Annotated in this window: 22 protein-coding genes; 6 read left to right on the plus strand and 16 right to left on the minus strand. The window is 71.9% G+C overall.

Annotated elements, in window-relative coordinates; translation table 11 throughout:
• Positions 1–44: 44 nt before the first annotated feature.
• The 6 genes from K8Z49_RS32365 to K8Z49_RS32390 form a co-directional block, all read right to left on the minus strand.
• On the minus strand, positions 45–1,205 hold the full coding sequence (locus K8Z49_RS32365) for an ABC transporter ATP-binding protein (protein WP_412515970.1): 1,161 nt from the start codon (positions 1,203–1,205) through the stop codon (positions 45–47).
• Positions 1,202–2,029, minus strand: a complete 828-nt coding sequence (locus tag K8Z49_RS32370) for an ABC transporter permease (protein ID WP_146877538.1) — start codon at positions 2,027–2,029, stop codon at positions 1,202–1,204. Before K8Z49_RS32370 ends, K8Z49_RS32365 begins: the two co-directional genes overlap by 4 nt.
• Positions 2,022–2,942, minus strand: coding sequence for an ABC transporter permease (locus tag K8Z49_RS32375; RefSeq protein WP_412515971.1), 921 nt, complete (start codon positions 2,940–2,942; stop codon positions 2,022–2,024). The genes K8Z49_RS32370 and K8Z49_RS32375 overlap by 8 nt, the downstream gene beginning before the upstream one ends.
• Positions 2,943–2,981: 39 nt before the next feature.
• Positions 2,982–4,001, minus strand: a complete 1,020-nt coding sequence (locus K8Z49_RS32380; protein ID WP_021596975.1) for an extracellular solute-binding protein — start codon at positions 3,999–4,001, stop codon at positions 2,982–2,984.
• A gap of 254 nt (positions 4,002–4,255) precedes the next feature.
• Entirely contained in the window at positions 4,256–5,269 is a 1,014-nt protein-coding gene (locus K8Z49_RS32385; RefSeq protein WP_412515972.1) for an NADPH:quinone reductase, read from the minus strand.
• An 18-nt stretch (positions 5,270–5,287) separates the two neighbouring features.
• Entirely contained in the window at positions 5,288–6,238 is a 951-nt protein-coding gene (locus tag K8Z49_RS32390; RefSeq protein ID WP_412515974.1) for an aldo/keto reductase, read from the minus strand.
• 123 nt (positions 6,239–6,361) lie between these two features.
• On the opposite strand from K8Z49_RS32390, the gene K8Z49_RS32395 reads away from it, so the two are divergent.
• From K8Z49_RS32395 to K8Z49_RS32405, 3 genes are all read left to right on the plus strand, one after another.
• Positions 6,362–6,946: a TetR family transcriptional regulator gene (locus K8Z49_RS32395; protein ID WP_021594368.1), complete on the plus strand. Its 585-nt coding sequence runs from the start codon at positions 6,362–6,364 to the stop codon at positions 6,944–6,946.
• Positions 6,947–7,061: 115 nt separating this feature from the next.
• Positions 7,062–7,229: a hypothetical protein gene (locus K8Z49_RS32400; protein ID WP_021594369.1), complete on the plus strand. Its 168-nt coding sequence runs from the start codon at positions 7,062–7,064 to the stop codon at positions 7,227–7,229.
• Positions 7,230–7,327: 98 nt separating this feature from the next.
• Positions 7,328–7,507 carry a hypothetical protein gene (locus K8Z49_RS32405; RefSeq protein WP_021594370.1) on the plus strand — a complete coding sequence of 60 codons (180 nt, stop codon included), beginning with the start codon at positions 7,328–7,330 and terminating at the stop codon, positions 7,505–7,507.
• 81 nt (positions 7,508–7,588) lie between these two features.
• On the opposite strand, the gene K8Z49_RS32410 is transcribed toward K8Z49_RS32405, so the two are convergent.
• Positions 7,589–9,037: a beta-N-acetylhexosaminidase gene (locus tag K8Z49_RS32410; RefSeq protein ID WP_412515976.1), complete on the minus strand. Its 1,449-nt coding sequence runs from the start codon at positions 9,035–9,037 to the stop codon at positions 7,589–7,591.
• A 90-nt stretch (positions 9,038–9,127) separates the two neighbouring features.
• The gene (locus K8Z49_RS32415) at positions 9,128–10,027 is read right to left on the minus strand and encodes a LysR family transcriptional regulator (protein ID WP_412515978.1); all 900 of its coding nucleotides are present in this window, start codon (positions 10,025–10,027) and stop codon (positions 9,128–9,130) included.
• A gap of 102 nt (positions 10,028–10,129) precedes the next feature.
• On the opposite strand from K8Z49_RS32415, the gene K8Z49_RS32420 reads away from it, so the two are divergent.
• Positions 10,130–10,555: a hypothetical protein gene (locus K8Z49_RS32420; RefSeq protein ID WP_021594373.1), complete on the plus strand. Its 426-nt coding sequence runs from the start codon at positions 10,130–10,132 to the stop codon at positions 10,553–10,555.
• 120 nt (positions 10,556–10,675) lie between these two features.
• Entirely contained in the window at positions 10,676–11,734 is a 1,059-nt protein-coding gene (locus K8Z49_RS32425) for an SDR family oxidoreductase (protein ID WP_412515979.1), read from the plus strand.
• Between the two features lie 4 nt (positions 11,735–11,738).
• Here K8Z49_RS32425 and K8Z49_RS32430 read toward each other — a convergent pair whose 3' ends face one another.
• The 8 genes from K8Z49_RS32430 to K8Z49_RS32465 all read right to left on the minus strand — a co-directional run bounded on the left by K8Z49_RS32430 (position 11,739) and on the right by K8Z49_RS32465 (position 19,729).
• Positions 11,739–12,722 carry a dihydrodipicolinate synthase family protein gene (locus tag K8Z49_RS32430; protein WP_412515981.1) on the minus strand — a complete coding sequence of 328 codons (984 nt, stop codon included), beginning with the start codon at positions 12,720–12,722 and terminating at the stop codon, positions 11,739–11,741.
• Positions 12,722–13,984, minus strand: a complete 1,263-nt coding sequence (locus K8Z49_RS32435; protein WP_412515982.1) for a metal-dependent hydrolase family protein — start codon at positions 13,982–13,984, stop codon at positions 12,722–12,724. Before K8Z49_RS32435 ends, K8Z49_RS32430 begins: the two co-directional genes overlap by 1 nt.
• The gene (locus tag K8Z49_RS32440) at positions 13,981–14,772 is read right to left on the minus strand and encodes an ABC transporter ATP-binding protein (protein ID WP_075021198.1); all 792 of its coding nucleotides are present in this window, start codon (positions 14,770–14,772) and stop codon (positions 13,981–13,983) included. The genes K8Z49_RS32435 and K8Z49_RS32440 overlap by 4 nt, the downstream gene beginning before the upstream one ends.
• A complete protein-coding gene (locus tag K8Z49_RS32445) occupies positions 14,769–15,524 on the minus strand; it encodes an ABC transporter ATP-binding protein (RefSeq protein WP_021594378.1) in 756 nt (251 codons plus the stop codon). The genes K8Z49_RS32440 and K8Z49_RS32445 overlap by 4 nt, the downstream gene beginning before the upstream one ends.
• Positions 15,517–16,488: a branched-chain amino acid ABC transporter permease gene (locus K8Z49_RS32450; RefSeq protein WP_075021197.1), complete on the minus strand. Its 972-nt coding sequence runs from the start codon at positions 16,486–16,488 to the stop codon at positions 15,517–15,519. The genes K8Z49_RS32445 and K8Z49_RS32450 overlap by 8 nt, the downstream gene beginning before the upstream one ends.
• Complete coding sequence (locus K8Z49_RS32455; RefSeq protein ID WP_081842342.1) at positions 16,485–17,339, minus strand: branched-chain amino acid ABC transporter permease; 855 nt, start codon at positions 17,337–17,339, stop codon at positions 16,485–16,487. Before K8Z49_RS32455 ends, K8Z49_RS32450 begins: the two co-directional genes overlap by 4 nt.
• Positions 17,340–17,351: 12 nt before the next feature.
• Entirely contained in the window at positions 17,352–18,581 is a 1,230-nt protein-coding gene (locus K8Z49_RS32460; protein WP_081842341.1) for an ABC transporter substrate-binding protein, read from the minus strand.
• Between the two features lie 215 nt (positions 18,582–18,796).
• The gene (locus tag K8Z49_RS32465) at positions 18,797–19,729 is read right to left on the minus strand and encodes a LysR substrate-binding domain-containing protein (protein ID WP_412515983.1); all 933 of its coding nucleotides are present in this window, start codon (positions 19,727–19,729) and stop codon (positions 18,797–18,799) included.
• 63 nt (positions 19,730–19,792) lie between these two features.
• Between K8Z49_RS32465 and K8Z49_RS32470 the strand changes: the two genes are divergently transcribed.
• Positions 19,793–21,187, plus strand: coding sequence for an FAD-binding oxidoreductase (locus tag K8Z49_RS32470; RefSeq protein WP_412515984.1), 1,395 nt, complete (start codon positions 19,793–19,795; stop codon positions 21,185–21,187).
• Positions 21,188–21,208: the final 21 nt, after the last annotated feature.

Consider the following 21,208-nt stretch of genomic DNA (forward strand, 5'->3'; position numbering starts at 1 on the left):
TGGAATGCGGGGATTTCGTGGGGGCGGACGGGCGAGGGGGAACGTCAGTCGGCGAGCACCAGGCACTCCCCGGCCGGGGCGGTGACGGTCACGCGGTCGCCGGGGGAGGGCAACGAGGTGGCGGGTCCGCCCGAGACGGCGGCGGTCAGCCGGCCGGCCCCGGGAAGGTCCACCACGACGTTCGCCGACGCGCCGAGGTACTGGACCTCGGTCACCGAGCCCCGCAACCGGGAGATCCGCGCCGCCGCCTCACCGGCCGCGTCGCCGGTCACGGTGTCGCCGGCATGGACGGTCAGGGACTCCGGGCGGATGAGCACGTTCACGCGCTCGCCGGCCTCGGCCTCCTCCCGCGGGTCGGTGACCGAGAGCGCCTGCCCGTCTTCGAGCCGCACCATGAGGGACGGGCCGGCCGGTCCGGCGACGTCCGCGGCCAGGATGTTCGACTGGCCGACGAAGCCGGCGACGAACGTGTTGACGGGCCTGGCGTAAATCTCCGCGGGCGGTCCGAGCTGCTCGATGCGTCCGGCGTTCATCACCGCGATCCGGTCGGACACCACGAGCGCCTCGGTCTGGTCGTGCGTGACGAACACGGTGGTGATGCCGACCTTCTGCTGCAGCCGCCTGATCTCCAGGCGGAGCTGCTCGCGCAGCTTGAGGTCGAGGTTGGACAGCGGTTCGTCGAGCAGGAGGACGGCGGGCTCGACGACGGTCGCCCTCGCCAGCGCCACCCGCTGCTGCTGCCCTCCGGACAGCTGGCGCGGGAACCGTCCGCCCATTCCCGCCAGCCCGACGAGGGCCAGGGCGTCCGCGATCCGCCGGGCGCGCTCGGCGCGGCCGACCTTGCGCATCCGCAGCCCGAACCCGACGTTGTCGGCGACGGTCATGTGCGGGAACAGGGCGTACTGCTGGAACACCATGGCGCTGGGGCGCTTGTTCGGCGGGAGATGGTCGACCCTGCTCCCGTTCATCAGGACGGCACCGGCATCGGGCTCGGCGAACCCCGCGATCATGTTGAGCGTGGTCGTCTTCCCGCACCCGCTGGGGCCGAGCAGCGTCAGCAGCTCACCGGGGCGGACGTCCAGGCTGAGATGGTCCACCGCCACCTCGTCCCCGTACCTCTTCACGACGGTGCGCAGGGCGACCTGCCCGTCCTGCCCCGCCTCGTGCGATCCCGATCGGGAAAGGGTGGACTTCGTGCTGTTCACCGCCGGTCACCTCCGTAGATGAAGTCGGTCAGCTTGGCGTAGCGGTGGGCCAGGCCCACCGCGAGCAGGACGGGGACGAGCGTCAGCAGCGCCACGCAGGCGAGCACCGGCGAATAGTCGTATTGCATGGCCGACAAGATGGCGATGGGAATGGTCGACTTCTCCCGGGAGACGAGGAACAGCGACAGTTCCACGTTGTTGAAGGACGCGATGAAGCTGAAGAGCATTCCGGCGAGGATTCCGCTGCGGATCAGGGGCAGGGTGACGTGGAGGAAGGTCCTCGCCCTGGTCGCGCCGAGATCCGCCGCGGCCCGTTCCCACGAGGGGTCGACGCCCGCGAGGGCCACCCCGACCGTCCGGACGACGAACGGGATGCCCACCAGCACGTGGCTCGCCATCAGGATCGGCGTGCCGACCAGGTCGCGGCCGCCGAGCTGGGTCAGCATCTGCAGCAGCGCCAGGCTGATGACGATCTCCGGCAGCAGCAGCGGAGAGGCGAGGAAGCCCTCCACGAGCGTGCGCGCCACTCCGCCGGAGCGGAGCAGGCCGTACGCGGCGGCGGTGCCGAGGCAGGTGGCGAGCGCCGCCGCCGGGATCGCGATGAGCAGGCTCTGCCAGATCGGCTCCAGCCACTGCGCCGTCAGCGCCTCTGGCCACCACCGCAGCGACACGCCGCGCGGCGGCAGCTCCGGGTAGGTGTCGGGCTGGACCGCCGTCCACACGACCACCAGCAGCGGCAGCGCGATGAACGACATGATCAGCGACAGCACGGCGGCCTGGACGATGCGGCCGGGCCGCACCCGCCTGCGGGAGGACTCAGCCACGACCGCCCACCCCCGGCCGGCCGCCCCGGCTCGTCAGTCGTGCCGACCAGGACAGCACCAGGATGACCGACAGTCCGAGCGCGAGGATGACGGCGGCGACGGAGGCCGCGCGCGCCCACTCCCCGGTCGTGATCATGGCCTCCTGCACCAGGGTGGCCAGGGTCTGCACCCGGCCGCCGCCGAGGACGGACGGGGTGGCGAACGCGCCCAGGCAGATCGCGAACACGAGGATCGCGCCCGCCGTCACCCCCGGCAGCGACAGTGGAAGCGTCACCCGGAAGAAGGTCCGAACGGGACCGGCGCCGAGGTCGCGGGCGGCCTGTTCGAGGTTCGGGTTCACCGCCTGCAGCGACGACATCGTGGTGAAGACGCTGAAGGGAAGCAGGACGTGGACCAGCCCGATGATGATGGCCGCGTACGTTCCGCGGAGCCCGGTCGGCCCGTCATGAATTCCCGTCCCCTCCAGCACCTGGCTGATCAGGCCGTCCTTTTCGAGGAGCACCAGCCAGCCGTACGTCCGCACCACCACGCTGGCCACCATGGGCGACAGCACCAGGACGACGACCAGGACACGGATTCTGGAATTGCTGCGGACGAGGAAGTGCGCGACCGGGTAGGCCATCACCGCGCAGATGAACGCCACGGCCAGCGAGGTCCATACGGTCGACCACAGGATCCGCAGGAAGTGCGAGTCGGAGAACAGCGCGGAATAGTTCCCCAGATTCGGATCGAGCACCACGTCCGGTCCTTCATAGGAAAGGAAGCTGGTGCTGAGCAGAATCCCCACGGGGACGAGGAACAGGATGGCGAGCCACAGGACCGCCGGTATCGGCAGGACACGATGTCCGCGGAGCGCCGTGGGTCGCCGGCGCTTCGCCGCCCCGGTCTCAGTGCCGGGGGCGGAGATGACCACTGGCCTTCTCCCTTCGCCGCTCGGAGGGGCAGATCATGATCAGTCGAACGTCCGCTGCCAGCGCTTGAGCCAGGCTCCGCGGTTGGCGTTGACGGCATCGGCGTCCGGGACCTTCACCTTCGTCCCGAGGTCGTCGGCGCTGGACACGTGCTTGTCCGCGAACTCCGCGGGCAGTTCCACGCCGCGGACGGTGGGGCCGACGTTGTACCGCTGCGCCCACCTGGCCTGGACGTCCGGCCGCAGCCAGAAGTCGAGGAACTTGTAGGCGTTCTTCTTGTTCTTGGCGCCGACCGGGACGCCGAGGGCGCCCAGCAGTGCGTACGTCCCTTCCTGCGGGACCGTGAAGTCGTAGTGCGTCGTCTTCGCGTAGATCGCGGCGCGACCGTCGAGGTACGGGAAGGCCGACGCCTTCCCCTGCTCCATGTAGGGGACCGCCTCCGCGGACTGGCTGGGCGACGCCAGTAGATGCGGGGCCAGTTCCCCGTACTTCGTCCAGGCGGGCTCCACGTTGGACGCGTCGCCGCCCGCCAGGTCCGCCGTGATCAGGAGCTGGAGCACGCCGAGGGCGTTGCTCGGGTGCCAGGCCAGGGTTCCGCCCCGGTATTTCGGATCCCAGGCGACGTTCCAGGACGTGGGCGGCTTGTCGAACTTCTTCTTGTCGTACATCAGCACGACCTGCTGCAGCTCGTGGATGGCGCCGACTCCGCCCGCCGCCTTGACCAGCTGCGGGTAGGCGTTCGCGACGTTGGGCACCTGGGCGGGGGTGACCGGGGCCAGGAGCCTGTCCTCGCGCCCTTGGGCGATCTCCCAGCTCGTCATGATCCCGACGTCGAAGCCGGGCTCTCCCCGGGTGGCGCGGATCGCCGTGTAGGCCTCCGCGGCCGCCCCTTCCGGGATGTACTCGACCTCGATGCCGGTCTCGGCCTCGAACGGCTTGCCGACGACCTCCATCCAGATCTTGGCGTACTCGGCGCCGTAGCCGTCGATGACGAGCCTGCCGGCGCCCCCTCCCGTCCCTTCGCCACCGCCGCAGGCGGTGAGCAGCAGTCCACCGAGCACGGGTAGGACGAACCATCGGGGTCTGGGTCTACGCAGGGCTTGAGTCATCGATCCGCTCCATCGTGTGACGGACGCTGACATCCCCCTGGCCCCCGGCGGACTGAACATCATTCGCCGCAAGCCCCTGCCAGCCTGTGCATCTGTCTGATGTAACTAGTTACATCAGACAGAATAGCGGCGCCTCCCTTCCTGTCAAGAGTCTTCGCACGTCGGCCGGCGGTCACCGCGCCCGTGCGCGCGGTGGAGGGGCGGGGCTACCCCGGGACGTCCACCAGCACCTTGCCGACCGCGCCGCTCTCCACCGCCCGTTGCGCGTCGGCGGTGCGGTCGAGCGGGAAGCGGACCAGCGGCAGGCCGTGCTCCTCCCCGACCGGCAGGGCGCCGTCGCCGACCGCGGCGGTGACGTCCTCGGCGGCCGCGGCGAGCGCCTGCGAACCGACCGTGTAGAGGACGAGGAACTGGAAGCGGCTGTTCAGGAACATGTTCTGCCGGACGTCCAGTTGCGCCGGCTTGTCGCCGTCGTTGGCGTACACGGAGATCGTGCCGCGTGTCCCCAGCACGGCCAGGTCCAGCGGGAGGTTCACGCCCAGCGCGACCTCGGCGATGATGTCGACGCCCTCCGGGGCGATCTCGCGGATCGCGGCGGCCGGGTCGCCCTCGCGGTAGTTGACCACGTGGTGGGCGCCGGCGGCGGTGGCGAGCCGGGCCTTCTCCGGGCCGCTGATCGTGCTGATCACGGTGGCGCCCGCCCAGCGGGCGAGCTGGATCACCGCGTGCCCGACCGCGCCGGCCCCGCCCGCCGCGAGCACCACCGCGCCGTCGAGCGCGCCGGGCCGCAGCCGGCGCGGGCCGTCCTCGGCGACGGTGAGCGCCCGGTGGGCGGTGAGCGCGGGGACGCCGAGCGCGGCGCCGACGTCGAGACCGGCCTCGTCGGGCAGCGGCACGGCCCGCTCGGCGGGCACGACGGTGTACTCGGCGGCGGTGCCGGTGGGCCGCCCGGCGGCGGCCATGTACGACCAGACCCGCTGACCGGCCCGGCCCGGGTCGATCCCCTCGCCGACGGCGTCGATCACGCCGGCGCCGTCGTGATGCGGAGTGATCTCGGGAAACTGCATGGTGCCGCCGGAACGGCTCTTCCAGTCGGTCGGATTGACCCCGGACACGGAGACCCGGACGCGAACCTCGCCGGGGCCGGGCACGGGCAGGTCGCGGTCGACGAGCCGAAGAACCTCGGGACCGCCGTTGTCGCTGTAGATGATCGCTTTCATGATTCGTCCTTTCCCTCGTCAGCCGATCCGTACGTCGCTCGACCGCGACTCGACGGCGTCGAGGGCGGCCAGGGTGGCGGCGTCGAACGTGATCTCGCTGACCGCCATGTTGGCCTCCAGATGGACGGAGTCGGCGGTGCCGGGGATGAGCAGCACGTTCGGGGCGCGGTGCAGCAGCCAGGCGAGGCCCACCTGGTGGGGCGTGACGCCCAGCGACTCGGCCACGGCGTGGACGGCCGGCTCCTCGGTGACCTTGGGCAACCCGGGGATGGCCCCGCCGAGAGGGAAGTACGGCACCCAGGCGATGCCCTCGTCCGCGCACAGCCGCAGCAGGTCCTCGTCGTCGCGGGAGACGAGGCTGTAGGCGTTCTGCACGCAGGCGATACCGGCCGGCAGGGCGCGGCGCAGGCCGTCGAGGGTGACGCTGCTCAGGCCGATCGCGCCGATCTTGCCCTCGTCGCGCAGGGCCGTCATCACCGCGAGCTGGTCGTCGAGGTCGACCCGCTGGTCGCCCTCGGGGCGCAGGCCGGGTCCGGAGTCGAGGCGGCGGAGGTTCACCACCGGGAGCCGGTCGAGGCCGAGGCTGCGCAGGTTCGCCTCGACACCGGCGCGCAGCTGCTCGGGCCGCTGCGCGATCCGCAGCGGCAGCCGCCCGCCCGGGTCGGGTTCGGCGCCGACCTTGGTGACGACGAGGACGCCGTCCTCGGGACGCAGGGCCTCGCGGATCACGGCGTTGGCGAAGCCGAAGCCGTAGAACTCGGCGGTGTCCACATGGTCCACGCCCAGCGCGACCGCGCGGCGCAGCAGCGCGACGGCCTCGTCGCGGCGGTCGTGCAGGCGGTCGAGCTGGAGGGCGCCGTAGCCGGCCCGGGACACGGTGCGGCCGGCGAACGTGGCGGTGGGGGCGTTGATGGACGTCTCCTCGGTCGGTGGGTCGCCGCGGTGGTGCGCGGACTGCTCGCGACCCACACCGTACAATCAATGGATGACAGATATCAATATCTGTCATTCAGATGACGGCTGACAGGTTGGCTTCCACCAGATCCCTGGCGTACGTTCCTGGAAGTCCGCCTGGAGCTAGGGGGAGGTCTGATGCGCGCAGAGCCGCTCGACGCGGAGACGATCGTGTCGGCCACCGAGGAGCTGCTGCGCCGCCACGGTCCGGAGAAGACCACGGTGCTCGACGTCGCGCGGCTGCTGGGAGTGAGCCACGGGAGCGTGTACCGGCACTTCCCGTCCAAGGCGGCGCTGCGCGAGGCCGTGATCCTGCGCTGGCTGGACCGGATGCGGGACGAGGTCGCCGCGGCGGTCCAGGATTCCGGCCCGGCCCCCGACCGGCTCCGCCGCCTGCTCACCGCCATGTTCGCCGCGAAGTGGGCGAAGGCGAGGGAGGACCCGGAGCTGTTCGCCACCTTCCGGGTGCTGGCGGCGGAGCACAGCGACGTGGCCTGCGCCCATGTCGCGCGCCTGCTCGCGGAGATCCGGGCCGTCGTCGCGGACGGCATCGCCCGCGGCGACTTCGCCGCCGGTGAGCCGGAGGTGATCGCGCGAGCCGTCCTCAACGCGACCAGCCGCTTCCACAACCCGCTGCACGCCGCCGAGTGGCGGTCCCCCGAGACCGCGCCGGAGTCCGAGGACGTCATCTCCCTCATCCTCAACGGCATCCGAGCACGCTGAGCCGCCGGCCCTGCCCGCGTCCGTGAATCGCCTGTTGCGGGTGATTTCGGAACCGTCGAGTTCGGGGAGCGTTGGCCGCATCGGATGGTGAGCGGCCAACGACAGGAGGATCACCATGAACGACCTCGCGGCGCCCATCGCCGCAACGGACTACCCCTTGCTGAACGCCTTCTGGACGATGCTGTGGTTCTTCCTGTGGGTGCTGTTCCTCATGGTGCTCTTCAGGATTCTGAGCGACATCTTCCGCGACGACAGGCTGACTGCGCGCCGTCCAGAAGCGTGACGAGCAGTTCCGCGCCTACGTCCGCGAGAGCGCCGCGGTCGCGGTGCTCAGGGACGGGCTGCCTGGCTCGGCGGGAGGGCATCAGGCGGCCCTTCGAGATGTCGCGGAGCTGGCTGCTGCCCGTCCTGCGGCAGGATCCCGGGCTGCTCCGCACCCATCGCCTCCTCCTGGAACCGCTGGGTCTGGCGGCGGAGACCGGCGCGATGGTCTCGCCCGGCGGGAACGGGGCGGTGCCGGTCGAGCGGCTCAGCCCGCGGGAACTGGAGGTGCTGCGGTAGAGCATCAACCGCAAGCTCGCCGTGACACGCAGGGGCGAGGCGGTACGGCGAGCCCACGAGCCGTCCCTCCTGTGAAGGGGCTCAGTCCGCCATGTGCCAGGTCTTTCGGGGTTTGTTGTGCATTCGTCCGGGGATGCCGGGGCGCTGCTGCCACGGGTGCGGTCCGGTGGGCGGGCGGTAGCCGACGCCGAGCGCGTCCAGGCGGGCATAGTGCGCCGCGTCCATCCGGCGCTCGAAGTCGTCGAAGTCGCGTTCGTCCGGGCCGGGCAGGTCCGACCAGGCCACCTCGGCGAACGCGGCGAGCCGGGGGAACGCCTGGTAGTCCACCCGGCCGCGGTCCTCGGCGACCTCGGTCCACAGGTTGGCCTGGGCGCCGATGATGTTGGCCGCGTGGGGCGTCCCGGCCAGCCGGGGCGGTACGGGTTCGAAGCGGTAGACGTCCTCCAGGGTGTGCACCCATCCGAAGGGCACGGGCTCCTCCGCGCCGGGCGCCTGGACGTGGTCGAGGTAGACCTCCTGCTGGGGGCACATCACCACGCTGTGGCCGCTCTCCGCGGCGGCGATCCCGCCCCGGTACCACCGCCAGCACATGACCGCGGCGCCCTCCGCCAGGCCGCCCTCCAGGATCTCGTCCCAGCCGATGAGGCGCCGGCCGCGCGCGGCGAGCCAGCCCGCGAAGTGACCGATCATCCAGGACTGGAGCCCGTCCTCGTCCCCGAGCCCGAGGTCGCGGATGCGCCCCTGGGCCGCCGGGGACGCGCGCCACTGGTCCTTGAAGCACTCGTCCCCGCCGATGTGGACGAACGGGCCGGGGAAGATCTCCAGGACCTCCTCCAGGACGCCCTCGTAGAAGCGGAGCACGGCGTCGGTCGGGGCCAGCACGTTGCGGTTGAAGCCCCACTCGGTCCAGACCTCCAGCGCGGAGGTGTCGATGACGTCGGTGTTCCCCAGTTCGGGGTAGGCGGCGATGGCCGCCTGCGAGTGTCCGGGCAGGTCGATCTCGGGGACGACCGTGACGTGTCGCTCGGCCGCGTACGCCACGATCTCGCGCAGATCGTCCTGGGTGTAGAAGCCGCCGTGCGGCCGCTCGTCCCACAGCGGGGGCTCGCCCCACCCCAGGCGGGTCCGCCGCCGCCAGGCGCCGACCTCGGTCAGCCGGGGGCGGCGGCGGATCTCGACGCGCCACCCCTGGTCGTCGGTGAGATGCAGGTGGAGGACGTTCAGCTTGTGGACGGCCAGCAGGTCGACATAGCGCAGCACGTCGTCCTTGGGCATGAAGTGCCGGGCGACATCGAGCATGAAGCCCCGCCAGGCGAAACGCGGCGCGTCCTCGATGGTCACGTAAGGCACCGTGGCCGGCCCTCGCTCGATGGGGGCGCGGCGGAACGCGTCTGGCCCGAGCATCTGCCGCAGGGTCTGCCGGCCCCAGAAGACACCGGCCTCGTCGCCGCCCACGATGTCGGCGCCGTCGCTCGACACGGTCAGCCGGTAGGCCTCCGGTGCCAGTGACGGGTCGACACCGGTGCGCACGCTTCCGCTGAACGGACCCGAACCTCCCGTCAGTTCGCATCGGAGTGGGGCAGGGATCACGCTCACCTCGGTCGCCACACGCCAAGTGCATCACACACGGGACGGGGTGAGCAGGCCGGAGGCGTTCTCGACGAGCACGGCGAGGAAGGCGCTGCTCAGCTCGTCCAGCCGGGTGCGCGAGTAGGCGGCCAGGACGCGGGTGACGGCGGGTTCGGGGCGGAGGATGTGGCCCTCGTAGCCGTCCGGGACGAGGTTGGCGGGGAAGAGGGCGGGGCCGAGACCGGCCGCCGCCAGGGTCGGGGCGGACGCGGTCTGCTCCGCGCGGACCGCGGTCCTCGGCCGGAACCCGGCGTCGTGGCAGGCCCGGTCCAGGATGGCGGCCAGGCCGTTGTCCGGGCCGTAGTGCACCCAGCGGCGGTCGCGCAGCGCCGCGAACCCGATCTCGGTGACGCCCTCGACGGCCAGCGGATCGTCCGCGGGGACGGCCACCACGAACTCCTCGGTGCCGAGCGTCCGGACCGGTCCGGTCCAGCCGGGCGGGAGCGGGCCGATGGCCAGGTCGGCCTGCCCGGCCGCCATCGCCTCGGCCAGTTCGGCGGCGTGCCGGTGCTCGAACAGCCGGACGTCGATCCCCGGGTACCGCCGGCTCCAGGCGCGCAGCGCGGGAGGCAGCACGCCGATGCTGATCGAGTAGACCGTCGCGAGGCGCAGCTCCCCCGCGGTGAGGCCGGCCGCCTGCCGGACGGCCGTCTCCGCCCGTGCCGCGTCGGAGAGGGCGGCGCGCGCGTGCGGGAGCATCGCGCGCCCGGCCGGCGTCAGCCCGACCGCCCGGGGCAGGCGCTCCAGGAGGGGCGCCCCGGCCGCCCGTTCCAGCGCCCGGATCTGGTGGGAGAGGGCCGGCTGCGTGACGTGCAGCGCTTCGGCCGCCCGGGTGAAGGACCCCTCGTCGACCACGGTGACCAGGTACTGGAGCTGGCGCAGGCTGAGCATGCACAGATTCTATCGAGCCGATGAAAAAGATGACTTGGACTTATGCATGCAGGTGGGCCGAGACTGAAGGGCACTGTTCACCCATCGCTGAGGAGATCTGACGTGGGCTCTCTCGACGACCTTCCTCTGGCGGGCGAGACCGTGGCGAAGGACTTCGCCGGCTGGTCCGGCGCCGTCCGGGCGGACTTCGACGCGCACGCGTTCAACGGGCAGGTGGGGGGCCTGCTGCTCCACGAGACCGACCGGGTGCGGGTGTGGGACATCCGGCTCGCCCCGGGCGAGCGGCTCCCGGCGCACCGCCACGTCCTGGACTACTTCTGGACGGCGCTGACCGACGGCCGCAGCCGCCAGCACGTCCACGACGGCACGACCAGGGAGGTCGCCTACCGGCGCGGGGAGACGCGCTCGTACACGTTCGGTCCGGGCGACTACCTGCTGCACGACCTGGAGAACACCGGTGACGGGCCGCTGGCCTTCATCACCGTGGAACTGCTGCAAGGCGCGAACCCGCCGCTGCCGCTCAGCTGAGCGCCCACGGAAAGGACGGCGCGGGCGGCGACCCCGCGGCGGCGGCCTGCCTGCGGGCCCGCGACGACGGCGGCCCAGCATCTCGCGCAAACACGAACCGATAAGAGCTGGAAGGAAATCATGCAGACGGAACCCAAGGTGGCCCTGGTCGTCGGAGCCCAGGGCGTCATCGGCGGGCGGCTGGTGGAGCACCTGGCGGAGCTGGGCGACTGGGACGTCGTCGGCCTGTCGCGCCGCGGCGGGACGGACTCCGGCCGCGTCCGCCACCTGTCGGTCGACCTGCTGGACCGCGACGACTGCGCCAAGCGGCTCGGCGAGCTGACCCACGTCACCCACATCTTCTACGCCGCCTACCAGGACCGGCCGACGTGGGCCGAGCTGGTGCCGCCGAACCTGGCCATGCTCGTCAACGTGGTCGACGCCGTGGAACCCGTCGCCAAGGGCCTGCGCCACATCAGCCTGATGCAGGGCTACAAGGTCTACGGGGCGCACCTCGGCCCGTTCAAGACGCCGGCCCGCGAGGACGACCCGCCGCACATGCCGCCGGAGTTCAACGTCGACCAGCAGGACTTCCTGGAGCGCCGCCGGCAGGGCGCGTCCTGGACCTGGTCGGCGATCCGCCCCTCGGTGGTCTGCGGCTTCGCGCTCGGCAACCCGATGAACCTGGCCATGGTGATCGCCGTCTACGCGTCGATCGCCAGGGAGCTGAAGGTGCCGCTGCGCTTCCCGGGCAAGCCCGGCGCCTACGAGTCGCTGCTGGAGATGACCGACGCCGGGCTGCTGGCCCGCGCCACCGTCTGGGCCGCGACCGACGAGCGCTGCGCCGACCAGGCGTTCAACATCAACAACGGCGACCTCTTCCGCTGGAGCTCCCTCTGGCCCAAGATCGCCCGCTTCTTCGACCTGGAGGCGTCCGACCCCCTGCCCATGAGCCTGGAGACGGTCATGGCCGACAAGGGGCCGCTCTGGACGTCCATGACCGAGAAGCACGGACTGGAGCCGCACCCCTACGAGCGGCTCGTCTCCTGGCCCTTCGGCGACTTCGTCTTCTCCTGGGACTACGACATGTTCGCCGACGGCTCCAAAGCCCGCCGCTTCGGCTTCCACGAATTCGTCGACACGGAGAAGATGTTCCTCGGCATCTTCACCGACCTGCGCGACCGCCGGATCATCCCCTGAGCCGTCACCGAGACGCGCCCTCGCCCTCCGCGCCGTGCGGAACGGGCGGGGGCGTGCAGTCGAGGCCGGCGTCCTGGAGGATCCGGCGGATGCCGGCCAGCGCCGCGGGGCTGTCCACGGGGAGCTTCGGACGGCGGGGGAAGCCGCCGTTCTCCCCGAGGATGTTCATGGCCGCCTTGAGCGTGGCCTGCATGCCGCCGAAGGCCCAGTTGTATCCGTCCCGGCGGTCTCCGGCGAGGCCGGCCATGAGCTTCTCGTACCGGTGCGCGATGGCGTACGCCCGGGCCACGTCGCCCCTCCACACCGCCTCGAAGAAGCCGGGCATGTCGGCACCGAGCAGCATGCCGCTGCCGAAGTGGCCGTCGCCGCCGAAGCCGCCGCGGATCAGGGCGACGCTCACCCGGTTCAGCATGTTGCCGAAGACGCGCAGGGTCGACCCCACGGCGTCGATGGTCTCGATGAACTCCGCCATGCTCGGCACGCTCTGCTTGATCGCCACGACGTTGGGGATCTCGGCGAGCCGGACGATCTCCGGCAGGCTGATGTGGTGCCCGTTGTCCTGCGGGAAGTTGTAGAGCCACGCGGGGACCTCCACGGCCCCGAACACCTCGCGGTAGTAGGTCTCCAGCTCCGCGGGCGTCGGACGGGCCAGCGGCGGCGGGGCCGCCATCACCGACGTGGCCCCGGTCCGCGCCGCGTGCTCGGCCAGTCCCGCGGCGTCGTCGACGCGCGAGCAGGTCACCCCGATCACCGTGGGGACGCGGCCGGCGACGGTCTCCACCGCGATCTCGGCCAGCCTGCGCCGCTCGTCGAGGGTCTGGCTGAACCACTCCCCGGTGCTGCCGTTCACGCAGATGCCGTGCACGCCCTGCGCCACCGACCTGTCCAGGACGGCCCTGAACGCCTTCTCGTCCAGCTCGCCCTCGGAGGTGAACGGCGTGATGGCGGCCGTCCAGTAGCCCGTCCACGGCACATCGTTGCGGTCCATCAGATCGTCCCCTCCGCGGGTGCGCCGGTGCGTTCCGGACGCCGGTCGACGGTGCGGCGGCCGGATTGGAAGACCGCGTGGACGGCCTCCTTCTTCTGGAGCACGGTGATGTCCTCGGCGGGCGACCCGTCCACGAGGAGCAGGTCGGCGATCATGCCCTCGCCGATCGTCCCGAGGTCGTGCCCGCGGCCGATGAGCCCCGCGTTGACGGCCGTGGCCGACCGGATCGCCTCCAGCGGTCCCGTGACCCGCGCCTGGAGTTCCAGTTCCAGTGCCTTCCGCGGCTGGTGCCGGCCGAGCAGGTCGGACCCGGAACCGATGCGGACGCCCGCGTCCATGGCCATCCGCAGGGAGGTGAACGCCGAGTCGAGGACGGTGTTGATCTGGTCGACCTGCGTCTGCGTCATCCCCACGGCGAGACCGTCCGCCGACAGCAGCTCGAACGTGGCGATCGTGGGGACGAGGTAGGTCCCCCTCTCGGCCATCAGTGCCGCGGACGCCTCGTCCATCAGGTTCCCGTGCTCGATCGAGCGGACCCCAGCCCTGACGGCGTTGGCGATCGCCTCGGGGTTGTAGGCGTGTGCGATGACCGGCCGGCCACGCGCGCCCGCCTCGTGGACGATCGCGGCGAGCTCCTCGCGGGTGAACTGGGTGTCGGTCACGTCGTCGCCGTGCGAGGCGCATCCGCCGCTCGCCATCACCTTGACCTGGTCGGCGCCGGCGCGCAGCACCTCGCGCGCCGCCCACCGCACCCGTTCGACGCCGTCGGCCACGACGCCGGTCCACACCAGGCCGTCGAACATCACGGCCGGTTCCCGCTCGTGCCCCCGGCGGAGGTCGGAGTGGCCGCCGGTCTGGCTGAGGGGGCCGTTGGAGACCAGCAGCCGCGGCCCCGGCACCTGGCCGCCCTCGATGGCGAGCCGGAAGCCGGCGTCGGTGTAGCCGGCGTCGCGGATCGTGGTGAACCCCTGCTCCAGGGTGGACCGGATCTCCCGGAGGACGGCCGCGGCGTACACGGCGCGGGGGCCGTCCAGGAGCCGGTCGAGGTGGTCGACGGCCCCGAGGTGGGCGTGCGCGTCGATCAGCCCGGGCATGACGGTCCGGCCGGCGCAGTCGATGACCTCGTCCGCGGCGCCGCGGGGTGCCGCGCCGGCGCCCACGGCGGCGACGCGGCCGTTCTCGATGCGGAGCCACGACCGGGGGACGGGGTCGCGGCCGGTCCCGTCGATCAGTGTCGCGTCGGTCAGGTGGGTGATGGTCATGACGCTCCAGGCGTAGGCGGGGCGAGGGACGGTCCGGATTCCCGCCGCGCGGCGTGGCCCGCGGCGTCCTCGGGCAGGTCGCCGCCCAGGTAGAGGGAGCCCAGGCGGGGGTCGTCGAGCATGGGCGCGGCGTCGCCCTCCAACGCCACGGTTCCGGATTCGAGGACGTAGCAGCGGTCCGAGTGGTTCAGGACGAGGCGCGCGTTCTGCTCGACGATCAGGACCGCGATCCCCTCGGCCTTCAGCCCCCCGACGATCTCGAACACCTGCCGCGTCGCGATCGGGGACAGGGCCGCCGCGGGCTCGTCCAGAAGGAGGACCGACGGGCGGCGCACCAGTGCCATCGCGAGGGCCAGCAGCTGCCGCTCGCCGCCGGAGAGCAGCGCCGCCGACCGCCCCGCGACCGAGGCGAGCGCGGGGAACTCCTCCAGCAGGTCGGCCGCGCGGCGCCCGGCGGCCGCCCGCGGCCAGGTCCGGGGCGCCATGAGCAGCAGGTTCTCCCTGACCGTCAGGCTGGGGAAGGTGTTCTTCAGCTGCGGCACGTAGCCGAGTGCGGCCCGGCCCTCGTCGGTCGCCGTCCCGGACCGCACGGCACGGCCGGCGACGCGGACCTCCCCCGCCGTCCAGGGGAGCAGCCCCGCGACGACCTTCAGGCAGGTCGACTTCCCGGCGCCGTTCGGCCCGATGACGCTGACCACCTCGGCGTCGCCGACCGTGAGCGACAGGTCGTGGAGGATGCGCTGGTCGCCGTAGCCGGCGTGCACACCGGTGAGTTCCAGAGCGGTCACGGCCGGCCTCCCAGATAGGCCTCCAGCACCCGCGGGTCCTTCCGGACCACGTCGGGTTCGCCGTGCGCGAGCTCCTTGCCCCGGGCCAGGACGTGCACGTGGTCGCAGTGGGTCATGACGAACTCCATGTTGTGCTCGATGACGCCGACGGCGAGACCGCGGTCCGCGACCGCGCGCATCCGGGTGGCGATCGTCCCGGCCAGGGACGGGTGTACGCCCGCCATCGGCTCGTCGAGGAGCAGCACCCGCGGCTCCCGCATCAGGGCCCGGCCGATCTCCAGCAGCTTGCGCTGCCCGCCGGACAGGGCGTCGGACCGCTGGTCGAGGACCGGGGCGAGCCCCATGAACACGCCCGTCTCCTCGGCGAGGGCGGCCAGCCCGCGCAGCTCGGCCGAGTGCGCGCGCGAGCGGAAGGCCAGCACCAGCGACCGGACGGCGGACGGCCGCGAGCCCGCCACCACCAGGTTCTCCAGCGTGGTCAGCCCGCCGAACATCCGGGGCGTCTGGAAGGTCCGGGCGATGCCGGCCCGCGCGGCCCGGTGGGGGGACGTCCTCGGCACGGCACGGCCGTCGACCCGGATCGTGCCCGTGTCGCGCCTGACGAAGCCGGTGACGCAGTCGAACAGCGTCGTCTTCCCCGCCCCGTTCGGGCCGATGACCCCGGTCACCCTGCCGGGCGGCAGTGCCAGGCTGACGTCGTCCAGGACCTGGAGCCCGCCGAACCGGACGGAGACGTTCCGAATCTCAAGCATCGCTGGTCGACGCCTCCTTGACGGCGGGGGCGGCGGGCTTCTCCGCCGCCGCGTCCGGTTCGTCCGGCGGGCCCGCCTTCAGGTGCCGGCTGGACCGCGGCGGCAGCAGGCCCTCCGGGCGGAGCCGCATCATGACGATGAGGATCACGCCGATGGCGATCCAGCGGAGCGAGGCGAGCTGGGTGTCGCTGAACGCCGTGAACCCGAAGTCGCGGACGAACCTGGTGAACTCGAAGACGGCGGCGATGCCGGCCGCGCCGAGGCAGGCCCCGGCGTGCCGCGCCCCGCCGATGATGATCCCCGCCCAGATGTAGAAGGTCACCCGGGGATCGAACTGCTCGGCGGTGACGAAGCCGACCCAGTGCGCGTAGAAGGCGCCGGCGACGGCGGCCAGGACCGATCCCCAGACCAGCACCGTCGTCTTGTAGGCGGCGACGCTGCGTCCGAGCATGGCCGCGGCCGGCTCGTCCTCCTTGATCGCCGACAGGCCCATCCCGAGCAGGCCCCGGGTGACGACGCGGACGAGGAGCCAGGTCCCCGCGAGCAGCCCGGCGGCCAGCGCCAGCCACGCGGCGGCGAAGACGTCCGGGTCCAGCTGGCCGAAGGGCCGGGGAACGCCGACGAGCCCGCTCGGCCCGCCGGTCGCCTCCAGGTTCTGCAGGAGCACCCGCAGCGTCTCGGCGAAGGCGATCGTGACGATCGCCAGGTAGTGCGAGGTGAGGCGCGCCGCGATCCAGCCGAGGGGCAGCGCCGCCAGGCCGCCGAGGACGCCCGCGGCGGGGATGGACAGCGCCAGGCTCACCCCGTGCAGGGAGAGCAGTGCGGTGGCGTACGCGCCGACGCCGAAGAAGGCGACATGGCCGAAGTTGATCACGCCCGTGCGCCCGACCTGGAGGTTCAGCGAGAGCCCCAGCGCGCCGTACAGCAGGGCGACCGTGGCCACCGCCGGAAGGTAGGTGTTCATACGCGCACCGCCTTGCCCTTCAGCCCCTGGGGGCGGGCCAGGAGCAGCAGGGTGAGGATCACGAAGGCGAACGCCGGCTTGTACACCGGCGGCAGGACGAGGGCGAACATCTCCATGCCGACGCCCACGAGCACGCCGCCGAGGATCGCCCCGCCGAAACTGCCGAGCCCGCCGAGGATCGCCGCGGCGAAGGAGGGCAGCAGCAGGTTCCAGCCCATCAGCGGGGTCAGATGCGTCTTGACGCCGTAGCAGATCCCCGCGATCGCGGCGAGCGCCCCGACCAGTCCCCAGGTCAGCATGAGCGTCCGGTTCTCGGAGATCCGCGCGACGCGCGCCAGGGACCGGTCGTCCGACAGCGCCCTCATCTCCCGGCCGAGCCTCGTCCGGCCGATGACGGCGGCGGTGGCGGCCATCGCGGCGAGCGCGACGAGGCTTGTGTACGCGGCCGCCTTGCTCACATGCAGATCTCCGGCGGCGAACTGGCCCGTCACCCCGAACTCGTACGTTCTCAGCGAGTTCCCCCAGAACAAGGCGATGGTGTAGTCGAGGATGAATTCGAGGCCCATGGTGACGATGAGCAGGGTCATCAGGGGCGCCGCCCGGAACTGCCTGACGACGATCAGATAGGCGACCGCCCCGAGCACGAACGAGGCCAGCACGCCCGCCGCCACGGCGAGATACCAGGTGGTCACCACCGCCGCCAGGGCGTACGTGGTGTAGGCGCCGGCGGCGACCAGGCCGCCCTGGCTGATGTTGGGGAACCGCTGGACGGCGTAGACGAGGGTCAGGCCCAGCGCCATGAGACCGATGAGCATGCCGTCGGTCACGCCGTTGACCATTGCTTGGAGCATGGGAACCGTCCTTCAGGACAGGGTGAACTTCTTGACCAGCTCGACCTTGCCGTTCCTGACCTGGTAGACCCCGTAGTCGGAGCGCTGGTCGCCCTTGCCGTCGAACTCCAGGTCGCTGGCGGCCCCCTGGTAGTCGATGTCGCCGCCGCCCTTCAGCGCCGCGATGCCCTCGGCGTATCCGCCGACCTTCTTGCCGGGCGCCGTGGAGACCTTCGCGATGGCCTTGGTCAGGGCGGCGCCCTTCGTGCACTCGCACGCCGCCATCGCCAGGGCGACGACGATCGCGGAGTCGTAGGCGTAGAAGGCGAAGGTGTTGCTGGCGAGCAGTTCCTTGCCGGTCTTGGCCTGGAACGCCCGCCGGAGGTTCGCGTACGCCGCGCCGTCGACGTTGGGCGCCGCGTCCACGGTGTACAGGCCCTCCGCCGCGGCCGTGCCGACGGCGTCGAACAGCTCCTGGTTGACCGACCAGCCGACCGAGAGCCAGGTGCCCTTGTCCGGCGCGTTCCGCGCGTCCTTCATCATCGCGGCCAGCTCGGGCGTGTAGCCGACGTTGACGATGACGTCGGCCTTCTTGCCGATCGCCCGGCCCACCTCGCCGGTGTAGCTGCTCTGGTTCGGCGGGTAGGTGACGGAGTCGACCACGCGGCCCCCGGACGCCTGTAGGGCGTCCTTGAAACTCTTGACGATGGTCAGGCCGCTCGGGTCGTTGCGCGACATCGCCACGGCGGACGTCCACTTCTGCTCGCGGACGGCCTGCGCGATCGCGGCACCCGTGTACTTGCCCGGCGGGTAGAAGCGCCAGACCAGGTTCTCGTCGTCGAGGTCGGTGACGTCGCCGGCGCCGGCGGCGGTGGTGAGCACCGTTCCGCTCTGGATCGCCATCGGCGCGATGGCCAGGGTCTCGGCGCTCGACCACACGCCCATGATGGCGGCGGAGCGGTTGACGTTGATCAGTTTCTGCGTGGCCCTGGTCGCTGCGTCCGGATCGGTCTGGGAGTCCTCGATCTGCAGCTTGAGCTTCCGGCCCATCGGCGCGTCGCCGTTGATCTCCTCGACCGCGATCCGCAGCGCCGACTGGATGTCCGGCCCGTACACGGCGCCGCCGCCCGACAGGGGGACGAGGCCGCCGACGTTGATGGACCCGCTTCCCGAGCTCCCGCCGCCGCACGCGGCCGCGGTCACCACCACGCAGGAGAGCGCCGCCCAGGTGATCGGCCCGTGTATTCGTCTGCTGCGCCTCATCGTTGCCTCCCGCTCGGCTCAGTCCGGCCGCTGATTGGGGCCTCGGAATCCGTGGGCGCGGCGCGATCCGACGATCGATCGCGTCGTCGTGGGCCCTCGTCGCGAAGGAGATCGATGATCTATGCGCCCACCGGGTTCCGGATGGCTTGCGATGACAGTAATCGCGGGGAACGGCTGCAACGATGCAGGAGTCGGCGGATTCGATACCCGGGCCGCTATTGATCGGTGCCCGCCGCGGCGGGCATCACGGGCGCGGCTCGCCGGAGGAGGTGCACGAGGTCGTCCCGGGCCTGGTTCCGCTCGCCCCGCCGGGAGGCCATGAGGATGCTCGACTGGGCCGGATCCCCCTGCAACCGGACGAACCGCACGCCGTGGCTCGGACGCCGGGCGATCTCGCCGGAGACCAGCGCGACGCCCTCCCCGGCGGCGACCAGGGCCAGCAGCATGAGCGTGTTCTGCACCAGATGCCGGACCGCGGGCGTGAACCCCGCCGCCGCGCAGCCGCTCAGCATGGCGTTGATCATGCCCTGCCCGATGCTGCCCTCGTAGGCGATGAACGGCTCGTCCGCCAGTTCGGCCAGATCGATCTCCGAACGGCCGTCGCGCACGAGCCGGTGGCTGGGAGGGAGGGCGGCGACGAACACGTCCGTGCAGACGTTCTCGAACTCCAGCCACGGATCGACGTTCCCGGGCGCGCGCAGGAGACCGCAGTCGATGCCGCCGTCATGGAGGCCGGCGATCTGGTCGCGGGTGTCCATCTCGTGCAGCCGCAGCTCCAGCCCGGGATGGAGCAGGACGAACTGGTGGAGCACGCGCGGCAGCAGGCCGAGGGCCATCGGCTCCACATAGCCGAGGGACAGCTGCCCGAGGACGCCGCCCGCCGTGGATTTCGCCATCTCCATCGCGCGTTCCAGCCGGGCCATGACGATGTCGATCTCGGCCAGGAACGTCCGCCCCGCGGGCGTCAGCTCGACGTTGCGGGAGTTCCGCCGGAGCAGCTGGACGCCGAGCGAGCTCTCCAGCGCCTGGATGTGGCGGGTGAGGGGCGGCTGGGTGCTGTGGAGCCGCGCCGCCGCCCGCCCGAAGTGCAGCTCGGTCGCCACGGCCTGGAAGGCCCGCATCTGCTGGACGGTCGGATCCTTAGCCATCCGGGCATTGAAACCGGCATTTGTGGCAATCGTCAATCATTTCGCTGGTGACAGACTTGCCGCATGGCATCCATGGTCCCCGCCGAGGCCCTGACGACCCTGAGCGAGACGCTGGACTCCTCCGGCCTCCTGCTCCCTCCGCTCGACCTCTCGCGCTACGAGATCGCCCCGAACAACCTGCGCGGGCGCGCGGGCGCGGTGATCCGCCCGCGGACGGTCGAGGAGGTGCGGGCGGTGCTGGGCGTCTGCCGCGAGCACCGCCTGCGCGTGGTCCCGCAGGGGGCCAACTCGGGTCTGGTGGGCAGCGGCCTTCCGGACCCGACCGGCACGCAGGCGGTGCTGTCGACCGACCGGATGCGCGGCCGGTTCGAGGTGGACGAGGACGGCCGGACGCTCACCGCGTCGGCCGGCTGGACCCTCGACGAGATCAACGCCCGGCTCGCCCCGGCGCGCCTGCACCTCCCGATCGAGGTGGGATCGAGCCCGTCGGTCGGCGGCATGGTCGCCACGAACACGGCGGGGTCCAACGTCCTGCGCCACGGCGACGTCCGACGCCGGCTCCTGGGCGTCCAGGCGGTGATCGCCGACGGCGGGCTGACCGTGATCGACACCCTGGCGCCGCTGCGCAAGCGGAACGAGGGGCTGGACGCAACCCAGCTGTTCGTGGGGACGGAGGGGGCCTACGGGGTCGTCACCGCCGCGAGCTTCGAGCTGGCGCCGCTGCCCGCGAGCCGGGCCGCGGCCTGGCTCCAGATCCCCGACCCGGCCGGGCTCTCCGCCGTCCTGCGCGAGTTCGAGCACCGCGCCGGCGAATGGCTGTCGGCCTTCGAGCTGGCCTCGGCCACGGCCGTCCACCTGCTCGACGACGGGTATCCGCACCTGCTCACCCGTGTCCCCGCCGGCGACCACGACAGCGTCCTCGTCGAGATCGGCGCCGCCGACGGCTCGGCCGAAGAGGTCCTGCTGGCCGCCATCGACGCGCTCTGCGACCGGGGAGACGTCGGGGACGCCGTGGTCGGCGCCCCGGACCGGCTGTGGGAGGTCCGGCACACGATCCCGGCGATCACCGAGCGGATGGACCCGGTGGCCGCCTTCGACATCTCCGCCCCGCGCGGCGGCCTGACCGCACTCCGCGCCGAGCTCGGGACGAGGCTCGCGCGCCACCACCCGGGCATCACGCCGATCGAGCTCGGCCACTACGGCGACGGCGGTCTCCACCTCATCCTGCCGCTGCCCTCCGACATCGCCGCCGACCAGGACGGACTCCGGGAGCTCCGGAACCTCGTGTTCGACACGGTGGTACGGGACTTCGGCGGCAGCTTCTCCGCCGAACACGGCATCGGCCCCAAGAACGCCGACGCCTACGCACGCTACGTGCCGGCCCCCATCCAGCGCATCGCCGAATGCCTCAAGCGCGAACTCGACCCGGAAGGCGTCCTGGGCTGGCGCACCCCCTGAGCCCGGCCCGGGACGGCCGGG

This window comes from Actinomadura madurae (assembly GCF_047130825.1).
In the GTDB taxonomy this organism is placed as follows: domain Bacteria; phylum Actinomycetota; class Actinomycetes; order Streptosporangiales; family Streptosporangiaceae; genus Spirillospora; species Spirillospora madurae.

Excerpts from the sequence above, each read along its gene's own strand:
- K8Z49_RS32460 (WP_081842341.1), bottom strand. The coding sequence starts at position 18,581 with ATGAGGCGCAGCAGACGAATACACGGGCCGATCACCTGGGCGGCGCTC.
- K8Z49_RS32415 (WP_412515978.1), bottom strand. The coding sequence starts at position 10,027 with ATGCTCAGCCTGCGCCAGCTCCAGTACCTGGTCACCGTGGTCGACGAG.
- K8Z49_RS32470 (WP_412515984.1), top strand. The coding sequence starts at position 19,793 with ATGGCATCCATGGTCCCCGCCGAGGCCCTGACGACCCTGAGCGAGACG.
- K8Z49_RS32405 (WP_021594370.1), top strand. The coding sequence starts at position 7,328 with ATGTCGCGGAGCTGGCTGCTGCCCGTCCTGCGGCAGGATCCCGGGCTG.
- K8Z49_RS32435 (WP_412515982.1), bottom strand. The coding sequence starts at position 13,984 with ATGACCATCACCCACCTGACCGACGCGACACTGATCGACGGGACCGGC.
- K8Z49_RS32445 (WP_021594378.1), bottom strand. The coding sequence starts at position 15,524 with ATGCTTGAGATTCGGAACGTCTCCGTCCGGTTCGGCGGGCTCCAGGTC.
- K8Z49_RS32425 (WP_412515979.1), top strand. The coding sequence starts at position 10,676 with ATGCAGACGGAACCCAAGGTGGCCCTGGTCGTCGGAGCCCAGGGCGTC.
- K8Z49_RS32395 (WP_021594368.1), top strand. The coding sequence starts at position 6,362 with ATGCGCGCAGAGCCGCTCGACGCGGAGACGATCGTGTCGGCCACCGAG.
- K8Z49_RS32385 (WP_412515972.1), bottom strand. The coding sequence starts at position 5,269 with ATGAAAGCGATCATCTACAGCGACAACGGCGGTCCCGAGGTTCTTCGG.
- K8Z49_RS32450 (WP_075021197.1), bottom strand. The coding sequence starts at position 16,488 with ATGAACACCTACCTTCCGGCGGTGGCCACGGTCGCCCTGCTGTACGGC.
- K8Z49_RS32430 (WP_412515981.1), bottom strand. The coding sequence starts at position 12,722 with ATGGACCGCAACGATGTGCCGTGGACGGGCTACTGGACGGCCGCCATC.
- K8Z49_RS32400 (WP_021594369.1), top strand. The coding sequence starts at position 7,062 with ATGAACGACCTCGCGGCGCCCATCGCCGCAACGGACTACCCCTTGCTG.
- K8Z49_RS32465 (WP_412515983.1), bottom strand. The coding sequence starts at position 19,729 with ATGGCTAAGGATCCGACCGTCCAGCAGATGCGGGCCTTCCAGGCCGTG.
- K8Z49_RS32455 (WP_081842342.1), bottom strand. The coding sequence starts at position 17,339 with ATGCTCCAAGCAATGGTCAACGGCGTGACCGACGGCATGCTCATCGGT.